This window comes from Burkholderia sp. BCC1638, assembly GCF_902833195.1.
Lineage (GTDB): Bacteria > Pseudomonadota > Gammaproteobacteria > Burkholderiales > Burkholderiaceae > Burkholderia > Burkholderia diffusa.
On sequence record NZ_CADFEC010000016.1, the window covers coordinates 24,794 to 37,195 of the forward strand.

The following is a 12,402-nucleotide window of genomic DNA, read 5'->3' on the forward strand; positions in this document are numbered from 1 at the left end:
CGCGTCGATGACGACGTTCAGCCGCGCGAGCGACGTGTCGGGTACGAGGTGGCGCTGGGGCGTCGACGGGCAGCGCCGATCTGGCGCGACGACATCGTGAGGATGACTTGACGTATGCGTCGATCAGGCGCGCGGTGCAACGGACGCACCGACGATGCCATGCCGCCGCAGCGAATCCGCGACGAAGCCCGACGCCTTCATCTCCTCGACGAACGCGCCGAGCAACGCGGCGGCCGCTTCGCCGCGGCTCTTCGGCACGCCCATCGCCTGGCGGATCACCATGAAGCGCTCGTCGAGCAGCCGCAGGCCCGTCGTTTTCGCCGCGTCGGCCTCGAGTTGCTGCTTCACGCCCGCCGCGACTTCGAGCTGCTGCTCGACGAAGGTCGACACGACGGCCTGCGACGACGGCGCGCGCACGATCTGCGCGGCTTTCAACTCGCGCGTGAGGAACAGGTCGTACGCGCTGCCCTTGCCGACGGTCACGCGGTTGTGCGGCTGGTCGACGTCGGCATTGCCGCGGATCGGCGAATCGTCGCGCACCAGATAGAAGCCTTCGATCAGCACGTACGGCTCGGTGAACGCGACCGTTTCGCCGCGCAGCGGATCGACCGCGAAGAAGCCGAAATCGGCGCGTTCTTCGGTCAGCGCCTGCACCGACTTGCCGGCGGTGTCGAACACGACGAGTTCGAGCTCGGCCGACAACCGCTCGGCAAACGCGCGCGCCAGGTCGACCGATACGCCGAACGGCTCGCCCGTGGCCGGGTCGCGGTTCGCGAGGATCGGATTGCCGAGATTGATCGACGCGCGCAGCTTGCCGGTCGGGATGAATGCGGAGCGGACGGAGGGATCGACGGTCATGAAAGGCTCGTAAGGAATCGGATGGGCCGGAACGGTGAACGGCCTGGGCGCCGAGGCGGCGTCATCCGCGACGGATCGGGTGGCGCGTCGCGGCGGTGGCTTCGCCGCGATTACTTCACTGCGACTTCCGTATGCACGACTTGCGGCGGGCTCTTGAAGAACGGCCCGGCCAGTTGCCGCCACGCCTGGAAGTCGTCCGATTGCCGGAAATGGACCATGTGATCGTCGACGGTCTCCCATTTGACGACGAGCAGATAGCCGCCGCTGCGCTCGATCACGCGGTGCAGTTCGGCGCCGCCGCAGCCGCGCGCGCGGGCAAACAGCGGAAGTGCCTGGCGGACCGCCGCTTCGAATTGCTCGGCGTGCGACGGATCGATTTCGAGCGATGCCATTTCCAGAATCATGAATGCTCCATGCGGGGTGAATGATGCGACGGGGCGCGCCATGATCGACGCGTCCCGCAACGATACCGGAAGTCGGCGTCACGCGTTCCGGATGACCGGCTCGCGCGCGGCCGATCGCGCGAGGGATGCCGCCGAACGGCTCATACGAATCAGCGTTTTCCCCAATATGGAATACGCGCCACGCGCCGATGTTACAGAGGTGGTGAAGATAAACAATCCGAGGACAGCCATGACCACATCCGCGATAAACGGAACGAATGATGCACCACCCGAAACGATCGCCGAAGCCGTATCCGACAACCCCGTCACTGCTCCGTCGATCCTGCTGGTCGACGATGAACCGAGCGTGCTGTCCGCGCTCAAGCGGGTGTTGCGGCCCGCGCGCTACGACATCCTGACCGCCGAAAGCGGGGAAGCCGCGCTCGACATTCTGGCTGCGACCGAAGTCGACCTGATCGTGTCGGACATGCGCATGCCGAACCTGAGCGGCGCGGCGTTTCTCGCCCGCGCACGGTCGCTGTACCCGGACACGATGCGCATCCTGCTGACCGGCTATTCCGACATCGCGTCGATCGTGGAGGCCGTCAACGAAGGCGGCGTGTATCGCTACCTGAACAAGCCGTGGGACGATCACGACCTGCTGATGACCATCGAGCAGGCGCTCGAACAGCGGCGCCTGCGGGGCGAGGCCGCGCGGCTGGCCGCGCTGACCGAAGCGCAGAACGAAACGCTGCGCCGCTTCAATACGGAACTCGAAACGCAGGTTCGCGCGCGCACCGAGGAACTCGGGCAAACCGTGATGTTTCTCGAAGCGGCGCAGCATGACCTGAAAAGCAGTTTCACCGCGATGGTGCAGGTCTGCGCGAGCATGATCGAGATGCGCTGCGGGTCGGCGAGCGGGCATGCGATGCGCGTCGGCGAGATCGCGCGCCGTCTCGCGCTGTCGGCGGGGATGAGCAGCCTGCACGCGCAGGACGTGTATTTCGCGGGATTGCTGCACGGCATCGGCAAGCTGTCGCTGCCCGACGAGCTGTTGCACAAGCCGCTCGTGAAGATGACCACGGACGAACACAGCCTGTTCCAGCAACACCCGCTGCGCGCGCAGATGGTGCTCACGCCGGTCGCGCAACTGCACAAGGTCGCGTCGATCGTGCTGCACCAGTACGAGCGATTCAATGGACGCGGCACGCCGGACGGGCTCGCGGGCGACGCGATTCCGCTCGGCTCGCGGATCGTCGCGATCGCGCGCGATTTCGAAGGGTTGCGCAACGGCGAGATCGGTTCGCCGCATTCGGTCGAGCAGGCGATCGACGTACTGCACTCGCAGGCCGGCGTGCGTTACGACCCGCTGCTCGTCGCGCGCTTCATCGACCTGATGCGGGATCCGGCGAGCCTGCGCATCGCGGCGTCCGTCGCGGAGATCCGCTCCGAGCAGCTGCGCGAGGGAATGCAGCTCGCCGACGATCTGCGCACGCATCGCGGGGTGCTGTTGATGACGAAGGGCAGCGTGATGTCGGCGCATCAGATCGAGCTCGTGCGCCGTTTCGAGGCACGCGAAGGCACGACGTTCGACATTCTCGTGCTGACCGGCGCCGCCGCGTCGACGCAGGCACCGGCCGGCACGCCGCCTGCCTGACGTTGCGCGGGACGGCTCGGCCGTGGCGCGCGATCGGCCGTGCGTCGCGGCAACGCGTTCATTTCGACCGGGGCGCTCGATCATGCATGGCACCTACGACCTGCTGCTTGTCCTGCTGTCGCTCGTCATCGCGACGCTGGCCTCCTATACGGCGCTCGATCTGGCCGCATTCATTTCGCTGCTCGACAACCCGACGCTCAAGCGCGCGTGGCTGGCCGGCGGCGCGGCCGCGATGGGCACCGGAATCTGGTCGATGCATTTCGTCGGCATGCTGGCGCTGTCGCTGCCGATTCCGCTCGGCTATGCGCTGCCGGATACCGGCGCGTCGCTGGCGATCGCGGTGCTCGTGTCGTATTTCGCTCTGAATGTCGTCACGCGCGCGCGGTTGGGCCGGCGGCGCTTGCTGGCGGGCGGCATGCTGATGGGCGCCGGGATCGTCGGAATGCATTACACGGGCATGGCCGCGATGCACATGGCGCCGGGCATTCGCTACGATCCCGCGCTGTTCGCGGCGTCGATCGGCGTCGCGGTGATCGCGTCGACCGTCGCGCTTTGGATGGCGCAGACGTTGCGTGCGCAACAGGCTCGCCATGCGACCGCGCAACGCATCGGCGCCGCGCTGATCATGGGCATCGCGATCACGGGCATGCACTACACGGCGATGGCGGCCGCGCATTTCGCGCCGGACGCACGCTGCGGCGCCGCGAACGGCATCGACGCGCCGTGGCTCGCGACGACCATCGCGCTGTTCACGATGGCGACGCTGATCGTCACGCTGCTCGTCTGCCGCTTCGATGCGCGCACGACCTTTCTGCGCGGCATGACGGACACGCTCGAACGGCTGGTGCGATTGCGGACCGCGGAACTCGAAGCGGCGTTGCAGCGTTACGAGCAGACGACGGCGATGCTGCAGCGCACGCGCGAGAACATGGCGACCGAGATCGACGAACGCCGGGCGGCGCAGAGTCGGCTCGAACAGGAGAAGGACGAACAGCGGCGCCTGCTGCGGGCGCTCGAGGAAACCCACGTGCAGTTGCTGCAATCGGAAAAACTCGCGTCGATCGGCCAGCTCGCGGCCGGCGTCGCGCACGAGATCAACAATCCGATCGGCTTCATCAGCGCGAACCTCAATACGCTGAGGACGTGGGTGCGAAGCCTGCTCGACGTCGTTGCCGCGCATGACGCCGCGCTGATGCAGTTGGAACCGGCGACGCGCGAGACGCTGACGTCGATGCGCGTCGCGGCCGATCTGGACTACGTGCGCGACGAGATCGTGACGCTGATCGATGAATCGATCGACGGTGCGGTGCGGGTGCGGCGCATCGTGCAGGACCTGCGCGATTTCTCGCGGCCGGGCAGCGGCGAGTGGAGCGTGGTGGATATTCACGCGGGCCTCGAGAGCACGCTCAACGTCGTCCACAACGAACTCAAGTACAAGGCCGACATCGTCCGCGAGTACGGCGACGTGCCGCATGTCGAATGCCTTCCGTCGCAGTTGAACCAGGTATTCATGAACCTGCTCGTCAACGCCGCACATGCGATTCCGACGCGCGGCGTGATCACGATCCGCACGTCGAGCGACGGCGAGCAGGTGTCGATCGCGATCAGCGATACCGGAACCGGCATGACGCCCGACGTCGTTCGGCGGATCTTCGATCCGTTCTTCACGACGAAGCCGGTCGGGCAGGGTACGGGGCTGGGATTGTCGGTGTCGCACGGCATCGTCGAGCGCCATCGCGGAACGATCGACGTGACGAGCGAGCCGGGGCGCGGCACAACGTTCTGCGTTCGACTGCCGATCCGGCGCGCGGATGTCCGCGCGGATGCGGCGGCAGCCGTCGAGCAACGGGCGTGAGCGACAGGTGACGCGTCGTCACCGCGCCCGCTTGCGCCGCCGCCTGCGAAAGAAATTCCAGAACATCGCGGTCGCGTCCGGCCCCGTCGCGGAGTGGAACGCTTCGCGCGGGTCGCCGCCGCTCCACGCGTGCGCCAGACGGCGCACGATGCAGACGCGGACGATCAGCCGGCCGCCGCGCAGATAGTCGGTGTAATCCGCGTCGTCGTGCGCGTACGTATGTTGCTCGCCGACACGCAGTTCACCGTGCTCGTCGACGAGCCGATTGATCCGCGCGAACGCGACGCCGAGCTGCCGCGCGTTTTGCTCGGCGACGACCGTATCGAGTCCGCCATGCACGACGAGCGCGGGCATGCCCGGATAAGCGCGTACGTCGACGCAGGCGTCGACGACGCCTATCGGATCGTCATGCAGGCCGCGGCGCATCAGGCTCATCGCGGCCATCGTCGACAACGGTGGCGCGATGGCCGGACCGGAGTGCAGGCCGACGGCCGCGAACAGGTCGGGAGATTCGATCGCCAGCCGTGCCGCGAGCCCTGCGCCGGCCGACATGCCGGCCAGGTAGATTCGGTCGCGGTCAAACCCGCGCGCCTGCACGATCGCATCGATCAGCGACGCGATCGCCGGGGCCTCCGACTGCGACGCATCGCCATGCCAGTTCCAGCAGCGATGCGAATGGGCGGTCTTCGCCTGTTCGGGAAACAGCACGGCAAACCCGGCGCGCTCGGCGATGCGGCAGATGCGCGTGCCGGCGGCGAACGACTCGGCCGTCTGCTTGCAGCCGTGCAGCATCACGACGACGGGCATGCCGTCGCTCGGCGCCGAGGCGGCGGGCAGGTACAGCGCGTAGGCGAGATGGTTGACGAGGCGGCCGGCGGCCGGGCGTGCGGAATGAAACGAGCGCAGCCACGTGCCGGGTGCCTGGTGCGGCGATGTCCGCGCGGCGGTCGTCGACCCCGGGCGACGCGGGGGCCGTATGTTGGCGGTGCGCTTGGCCGTTGCCGCCGGTTTGGTCGTCTTCCTTTTGGGGCGCGTGCTCGTCGCGGCGGAAAACAGATCGAACGGGCGTAGCCAGAGGCTGGATTTTTTCCTGGGCATGGACGGATCTCGTGCCGGCGGGGCGTGCGACAGCATGCGGCGAAGCCGGCCGCCGGATGGAGGGCGAATGCGGGGGCAGCGCACAATGCGTGCCGCGGGACGCATCCGCGTCGAGGTGCTCCGGCACGGCCGATACGGCGAGCGACGATCGACGGAACACGACGCCCCGCGACATCCATCCGGCAGCGCCCCGATTCGGGCTGGCCACGCATCATGCTAGCAGGCGTCGCTCGCCTCGGGTGCGATGGTTCCGTGACCAATCGGTGAATGCTTCGACCCCACTGCCTGCGGTTATCGATACGTCCACAACCGGTGCGTCACGAACATCGTCGGCGGGATCAGCAGCGCGATCGCGACGATTGCCCAGCCGCGCGGTACATCGAACAGCTCGGCGGTGCGCGCGAGCAGCATCGTTTCGGCGAAGCCGGCCAGCGCGACGGTCAGATAGCGCAGCAAGCTGCGCGAATGCACGGTCGACGAGAAGCTCCACAGCGTATTCGCGAGATACGAGAACGCCGTCGCGCAGACGAACGCGACGGCGTTGGCGGTCACCTGAGTCGCGTCGAACAGCGCATACATCGCGGATGCGACCAGCAAGTGGAGCGCGGTCGAGCCGAGTCCGGACAGGCCGAAGCGCGCCAGCCGCACGCGCTCGGCATAAAGCAGGTCGAACATCGTTGCCTCCGCTGCTCAGCGCTCGCCCACCCGCACGCGGGCCGGCTGCGCGCGGCGGCGTGCGTTCGGGCGCCGCGTATCGCGCGCGACCGGCAGTTCGATCACCTTGGCGTGCGTCTGGTAGCGGCGGCGAATCAGATAGACCGGGCGTTGCTTCGACTCGTCGTAGATGCGTCCGATGTACTCGCCGACCACGCCGATGCCGACGAGCTCGATCCCGCCGATGAACAGCGTCACCGACAGCAGCGACGCATAGCCGAGCACCGGATTGCCGAACAGCAGCGTGCGGCCCACGATGAACGCGCCGTACAGGAATGCGAGTGCGGCGATGCTGAGGCCGATGTAGGTCCAGCTGCGCAGCGGCACGGTGCTGAAGCTCGTGATTCCCTCGAGCGCGAAGTTCCACAGCTTCCAGCCGGAGAATTTCGAGTGCCCGGCGCTGCGCGCTTCACGCTGATATTCGATGATCACGGTCTGGTAGCCGACCCACGCGAACAGCCCCTTCATGAAGCGATGGCGCTCGGGCAGGTTGCGCAGCGCGTTCACGACCTTGCGGTCCATCAGCCGGAAGTCGCCGACGTTCTCGGGCAGCTTCACGTCCGACAGCATGTTGTGCACGCGGTAGTAGATCGCGGCGGCGGTGCGCTTCGCGAACGAATCGCATGCGCGGCTGCTGCGCTTCGCGGCGACGACTTCCGCGCCGTCGCGCCAGTGTTCGAGCATCACGGGAATCAGGCTCGGCGGATCCTGCAGGTCGGCGTCGAGCGGAATCACCGCGTCGCCGGCCGCTTCGTCGAGGCCGGCCGTCAGCGCCGCTTCCTTGCCGAAGTTGCGGGTGAGATCGATGACGCGCACGCGACGGTCGGTCATGCTGACCCGGATCAGGCGTTCGAGGGTGTCGTCGCGGCTGCCGTCGTTTACGCAGACGATTTCGAAGCGGATCGAATCGAGTTCGGCCATCAGCGGAATCACGACGTCGAAGAAGCGTTCGACGGCCTCGCCTTCGTTGTAGAACGGTACGACCAGCGAGACGAGCGGTGTGTAGAGTGGTTCGCGCATGATGGGTTCCCCTGTAATGACGTGCGTGTCAGCGGCCGGCACCGAATGTCGGGCGGCCGGTGCGGCGCAGTCCGTGCGCCGGGCGGTGGTGTGAGCGGACCGGATGCGGGAAGCCGGTCTCGGTCGAGTTGTCGCGTGCGTCGGGCATCGACGGCACGTCGTGCCTTTCTTGTGCAATCCGGCTGACGAGCAGCGCCAGCGATGCCAGCGTGACGAGCGGCATGAACTGGAACGGCAGATGCGTGACGATCGCGAGACCGGCGAGCGGCGTCGCCCACATCAGCATCAGCCATTCGCGATCGAAGCGGCGCCAGCCGTGCGTCCACGCATAGCGCGCATACCACGCGATCACGAGCCCGTACCAGGTCAGGTCGTAGTCGTACAGGTACGGGCTGACGATCAGGCATGCGCAGGCGAGCGTGGCGGCGCGCAGCGCGTACGAACACGCGCCGCGCCACGCGTACACGACGGCGATCGCGGCGGCCGCGGCCGACAGCAGCTGCAGGCCGCGCGCGATGTAGGCGGGCCAGCCGGCGAGGGTGGCGAGCGCGAACACGGTCGGCATGCGCGCGAGCTTGACGTGGCCCGCGTTGACCGTCTGATACGCGTCGTTGATGCCGTGCGCGAACGCGATCCACGACCCGATCCCGAACGCGAGTGTCGTCAGTACGACGCCGGCGGCGATCGTCGCGGCCCATGCGGCCAGTGCGCGCCATTGTCCGGCGCAAAGCAGCGCGAGCGGAAACAGGACCGCCATCTGCGGCTTCATCGTCAGCAGACCGAAGCAGATGCCGGCGATGACGGGGCGGCGATTCAGCGTCAGCAGCCCGAGGCCGGCGAGCGTCGCGGTCAGCAGGCTCGTCTGCCCGACGATCACCGTGAGGAACGCGCCGGGGAACGCGAGCGCGCAGAGCAGCGCGGCATCGCGCTGCACGGTGGCGCGGATCGTCACCGCGAACAGCATGTAGGTCCCGCCGAGCCACAGCACCAGCGCGAGCAGGTACGGCATCCAGCCGAGCGGCAGCACCAACAGCAGCATGGTCGGCGGATAGAGCCACGGCAGCGATCCGTCCGCGGCGTTCAGCGTCGGGATCGCGAGTTTCTCGATCGCGAAGAGCGAGGAGAACTGCCATGCGTCCACCGCGCGCCCGAGCGCCGCGAGCCGCGCGGCGCTCCAGATCGGTGCGAAATCCTGCGCGAGCGGTTCGGGAACGGCGGTATGCGACCCATGCACGCGTGCGAGATAGATGCAGATGAACAGCAACTCGGTGAACAGTACCGCCGCCGCATAGAGGCGCACCCGATTGCGATTGAGCCAATGCGGGAAACGGCGCGGGCCGGCGATCGGCAGTTCCGGATGGGCGTCGAGGGCCGAATCGACGTGCAGAAGGGAGAGTGGCGTTTTCATTGCGCATTCCGCGACGCGAGGGTCGAGCGACGCACGACGACGAACAGGACGGCGAGCAGCACGACCGGGCCGATCTGCGGCAGCCGCGTGATCCGGTTGAACACCTCGAATACCGGCAACAGCCACGCGAGCACGATCACGATCTGATCTCCCGGCAACCAGCCTTCATCGAGCCCGTGGGCGATCAGGCAGAAGACCGCGATGCCGAGCCAGGCCAGTTCGTAATGCCACAGATAGGGCGTCGACAACAGCGTGGCGACCACCAGCGCCGCGCCGCGCAGCCGCATGTCGTCCGTGCGACGCCAGACCTGAACGGCGGCGGTGATGGCGAGCAATCCCACGGCGGCTTGCGCGGCGAGCGAGACCGGAATCGATGCACCCGCGAGGCGGAGCGCCGAGAACGTCGTCGGCGAAACGAACCAGTAGGCGGGAAGGGTGAAGTGCATGCCGCGTACGATCGACATCGCATGGGCCAGGCCGCTCAGGGAGCCCGTGCCGGTCAGTGCAATGCCGGCCACGGTGAACAGCACGGTCGTGATCGCCGCCGACATGAAGGCTCGCCACGAGCGCGTCGCGATCAGCACGAACGGAAACACCATCGCCATCTGCGGCTTGATGGCGAGCAACCCGATCAGCATGCCGGCGACGATCGGGCGTCGGCCGAGGAAATGCAGCGCGAGCGCGGCGATGCCGGCGGTCAGGATGCTGTTCTGCCCGTACAGGATGGACGCGAACACGCCCGAATAGGCGAGCACCACGAGCGCCGCGGCGCGCGGAACGGGCAGGTGCGCACGCAGGCCCGACAGTCTCAGGGCGGCATACGCATAGCATAAAAGACTGCCCGCAAAAAAGAGGAAATACGCGGGCAGGAAAGGCACGAGGGCAACCGGCGCGATGAACAGCAGCATCGTCGGCGGATAGAGCCAGGGCAGCGATTGGTGACCGATATAGGCACCGAACCGCGCGACCTCGGCATGAGAGAAGAAGACCGGATCGTAGATCGCTGCGGCGTGGCCTTGCAGCACGAGTTGCGACGCGGTCCAGAAGACGGAGAAGTCGACACCCGGTCGGGCAGTCGACTGCGACGTGAAGGCGTCCGTTACGACGCCCCAGACGATCAGAAAGGTCACGCACAGCAGCAGCATGACGCAGCTGTACGGAACGATCCGGTCAGCCGTCAACCATTGAGCACAGCGTTTGGCGCGATAGCGCACTCCACGATTGGCTGTGTACATGATGCCCCGTTTGCAGTGAAGGCTGCCTGATCTTCCGCAGCCTTTTTGTGTTGTCGTGTATCCGGATCGAATCGCGCTCGATGGCGCTGTCCGGTGAATGCATTGTTGGAGAAAAAATCGTGTGACGCAAACCGCGGGCTGAATCGTGAAATCGCGATTCGACGGCGACATGGCTGAAAAGCGGGTTTTCATGTCTGAGAAAACCGTACCGGCGCAAATGATGTTTCTCGCTTGAAACATTCCGTGTTTTTCACCGGTCCGGCGGTATGCGGAATGCGCGTTGGGCGACGGGTGATCCGGATTCGGGAAAATCCCGAGAAAATTTTTTGGCGCCCTTGCACAGCGCGGCGGCGCGCTGCCGGCACGCGGCGCCGGCCGGCATGCGTATATCAAATCTGAAACATTTTGTGCAGTGCGCCGAAACCCGGTCGACGGGTGAATCGCCGGAACCCTTGATGCGCCTCGTTTTCCCTCCGGCTGGCCTGCTCTTTGCGTCAAGGTCCGCACGACAGTCGACGACGTGATGAACGACCGGTTGAAGCAACAGGCTGACAAGACCGGATTCAATCACCTGCGGAAAGCAACGGATCCAGGGCGCGTCGGGGAATACGCCGCCCAGGCCTTGAAAACCGCCGGAAACGTCGACTGGGCGAATAGGCGACGGCATCGTCCGCGCAAAAAGAATCACATGACAGCATTGGGGAATAAAAATGAAAGACCAGAGCACGCCGCGGCTCGCATGCCGCGAAGAAGACCCGCAGTCGCATCGACGCATTAGCGTCATCCGCTCAATCCGTATTCATGCCCGGAACGGTCGTTTCGCCGTTCTGCTCGATCGCGTCATTCGCCAGATCGCAGCGCGCATGGATATCGCACGCATCAGCTCACCGACCATCGTTCGCCAGGCACGGCTCGTACCCTGCCGTGTGCGTCGCTGAGCACAGCATCCGAATCCTTGTGTTGTTCCGGTAGTACCCCGCTCCCCGCGTCGATCCCCGACAACGGGATTTTCATAGTAGTGCGTAAGGAGAATAGCCATGTCCACGTTCATCCAGAAAATCCGCGGTTTCGTTCAAGACGAACAAGGCGTGACGGCCATCGAATACGGCCTGATTGCCGCACTGATCGCAGTCGGCCTCGTTGCAGCACTGACGCTGGTCGGCAACGATCTCAAGACCGTCTTCAACACGATTGCAGACGATCTCAACGCGGCGATCTGAATGGCGGGGCGGCGAACGGCGGGTCCGGCCCGTTCGTCGCCATCCCCCCGCGCGAGCAGGGCCGGACACTTCACCAACAGATGTCGAATTGACCGAACGGCGGATGACTCGGCCGGTGCACTGCTCGAGTCTCCTCCGCTCTCTTGATCAACCGAATCGGAGGCTGTCATGCGGACCAGCGGACGTGCGGTAGCGGTATCGCGATGGATCGGCGACGAGCAGGGGGTGACGTCGATCGAGTACGCGTTGATCGCGGCAGTGTTCGCCACCATCGTGCTGGGAAGCGTGGTCGTACTGAAAGGTTCGGTTGAAGACGCGTACAACATGATCGCGTCGATCGTGACCTCGGCGGTCAATACCGCACTGGGTCAGTGATTCCGACTATTACAGCCAATCGAGGTTCGCCATGTTGCCTGCCGCACTGCCTTACCCGGTTCCGTTGTGCGTGACGGTGCTTGTCGTCGTCGCGGCCAGCACGGACATCACGAGCCGACGCATCCCGAACCGGCTCGTCGCGATCGGGCTGGCCGGTGCGCTGATCGCCCAGTGCGCGCTGCACGGGGTCCAGGCCGGCGCACTCGCGTGGCTCGGCGGCGCGGCGACCGGCTTCGGCATGCTGCTGCCGTTCTATCTGCTGCGCGGGATGGCTGCAGGCGACGTGAAGCTGATGCTGGCGATCGGCGCATGGGTCGGCGCGCAGATGACGTTCTACATCGTGCTGGCCACCTTTCTGGCCGGCGGGATCGGCGCGATCGGCCTGGTGCTGGTGCGCGGGCGGATGCGCCAGATGTGGGCGAACGTCCGGGCGCTGATCGCGCATCGCTCGATCCGCGCGTATGCAGGGGCAACCGACGACCCCGTGGAAGTCGCGTCGGTCGGCGCGTTGCCGTATGGCGTGGCGATTGCCGCCGGCACGCTGGGCATGCTGTTCGTTTCGTGCGTCTAGCGCGACGA

Annotated in this window: 15 protein-coding genes; 6 read left to right on the top strand and 9 right to left on the bottom strand. The window is 66.2% G+C overall.

Features of this window, described 5'->3' with window-relative positions:
- Positions 1 to 123: 123 nt before the first annotated feature.
- From HWX22_RS19365 to HWX22_RS19375, 3 genes are all read right to left on the bottom strand, one after another.
- Positions 124 to 858, bottom strand: a complete 735-nt coding sequence (locus HWX22_RS19365; RefSeq protein ID WP_175910360.1) for an ABC transporter substrate-binding protein — start codon at positions 856 to 858, stop codon at positions 124 to 126.
- Between the two features lie 110 nt (positions 859 to 968).
- Positions 969 to 1,262 (bottom strand): antibiotic biosynthesis monooxygenase family protein, encoded by a 294-nt coding sequence (locus HWX22_RS19370; protein WP_175910362.1) that lies wholly within the window; start codon positions 1,260 to 1,262, stop codon positions 969 to 971.
- 78 nt (positions 1,263 to 1,340) lie between these two features.
- The gene (locus HWX22_RS19375) at positions 1,341 to 1,493 is read right to left on the bottom strand and encodes a hypothetical protein (RefSeq protein WP_156441474.1); all 153 of its coding nucleotides are present in this window, start codon (positions 1,491 to 1,493) and stop codon (positions 1,341 to 1,343) included.
- Between HWX22_RS19375 and HWX22_RS19380 the strand changes: the two genes are divergently transcribed.
- Both HWX22_RS19380 and HWX22_RS19385 read left to right on the top strand, forming a co-directional pair.
- Positions 1,492 to 2,898, top strand: a complete 1,407-nt coding sequence (locus HWX22_RS19380) for an HD domain-containing phosphohydrolase (protein ID WP_175910364.1) — start codon at positions 1,492 to 1,494, stop codon at positions 2,896 to 2,898. The two genes, HWX22_RS19375 and HWX22_RS19380, sit on opposite strands and share 2 nt — an antisense overlap.
- Positions 2,899 to 2,980: 82 nt before the next feature.
- Complete coding sequence (locus HWX22_RS19385; RefSeq protein WP_175910366.1) at positions 2,981 to 4,753, top strand: histidine kinase; 1,773 nt, start codon at positions 2,981 to 2,983, stop codon at positions 4,751 to 4,753.
- A gap of 18 nt (positions 4,754 to 4,771) precedes the next feature.
- Here HWX22_RS19385 and HWX22_RS19390 read toward each other — a convergent pair whose 3' ends face one another.
- The 6 genes from HWX22_RS19390 to HWX22_RS19415 all read right to left on the bottom strand — a co-directional run bounded on the left by HWX22_RS19390 (position 4,772) and on the right by HWX22_RS19415 (position 10,955).
- Positions 4,772 to 5,851 (bottom strand): PHB depolymerase family esterase, encoded by a 1,080-nt coding sequence (locus HWX22_RS19390; RefSeq protein WP_175910368.1) that lies wholly within the window; start codon positions 5,849 to 5,851, stop codon positions 4,772 to 4,774.
- A gap of 291 nt (positions 5,852 to 6,142) precedes the next feature.
- A complete protein-coding gene (locus HWX22_RS19395) occupies positions 6,143 to 6,526 on the bottom strand; it encodes a GtrA family protein (protein ID WP_175910369.1) in 384 nt (127 codons plus the stop codon).
- A 15-nt stretch (positions 6,527 to 6,541) separates the two neighbouring features.
- Positions 6,542 to 7,585 (bottom strand): glycosyltransferase family 2 protein, encoded by a 1,044-nt coding sequence (locus HWX22_RS19400; RefSeq protein ID WP_175910371.1) that lies wholly within the window; start codon positions 7,583 to 7,585, stop codon positions 6,542 to 6,544.
- Positions 7,586 to 7,613: 28 nt separating this feature from the next.
- Entirely contained in the window at positions 7,614 to 8,993 is a 1,380-nt protein-coding gene (locus HWX22_RS19405; protein WP_175910373.1) for a glycosyltransferase family 87 protein, read from the bottom strand.
- A complete protein-coding gene (locus tag HWX22_RS19410) occupies positions 8,990 to 10,228 on the bottom strand; it encodes a glycosyltransferase family 87 protein (RefSeq protein ID WP_175910493.1) in 1,239 nt (412 codons plus the stop codon). Before HWX22_RS19410 ends, HWX22_RS19405 begins: the two co-directional genes overlap by 4 nt.
- Before the next feature lie 250 nt (positions 10,229 to 10,478).
- Positions 10,479 to 10,955, bottom strand: a complete 477-nt coding sequence (locus HWX22_RS19415; protein ID WP_175916226.1) for a hypothetical protein — start codon at positions 10,953 to 10,955, stop codon at positions 10,479 to 10,481.
- Between HWX22_RS19415 and HWX22_RS19420 the strand changes: the two genes are divergently transcribed.
- The 4 genes from HWX22_RS19420 to HWX22_RS19435 all read left to right on the top strand — a co-directional run bounded on the left by HWX22_RS19420 (position 10,939) and on the right by HWX22_RS19435 (position 12,394).
- Positions 10,939 to 11,166: a hypothetical protein gene (locus HWX22_RS19420; protein ID WP_175910375.1), complete on the top strand. Its 228-nt coding sequence runs from the start codon at positions 10,939 to 10,941 to the stop codon at positions 11,164 to 11,166. The two genes, HWX22_RS19415 and HWX22_RS19420, sit on opposite strands and share 17 nt — an antisense overlap.
- Before the next feature lie 99 nt (positions 11,167 to 11,265).
- On the top strand, positions 11,266 to 11,448 hold the full coding sequence (locus HWX22_RS19425; protein WP_059451855.1) for a Flp family type IVb pilin: 183 nt from the start codon (positions 11,266 to 11,268) through the stop codon (positions 11,446 to 11,448).
- 168 nt (positions 11,449 to 11,616) lie between these two features.
- Positions 11,617 to 11,823, top strand: a complete 207-nt coding sequence (locus HWX22_RS19430; protein ID WP_175910377.1) for a Flp family type IVb pilin — start codon at positions 11,617 to 11,619, stop codon at positions 11,821 to 11,823.
- 31 nt (positions 11,824 to 11,854) lie between these two features.
- Positions 11,855 to 12,394, top strand: a complete 540-nt coding sequence (locus HWX22_RS19435) for a prepilin peptidase (RefSeq protein ID WP_175910379.1) — start codon at positions 11,855 to 11,857, stop codon at positions 12,392 to 12,394.
- Positions 12,395 to 12,402 lie beyond the last annotated feature (8 nt).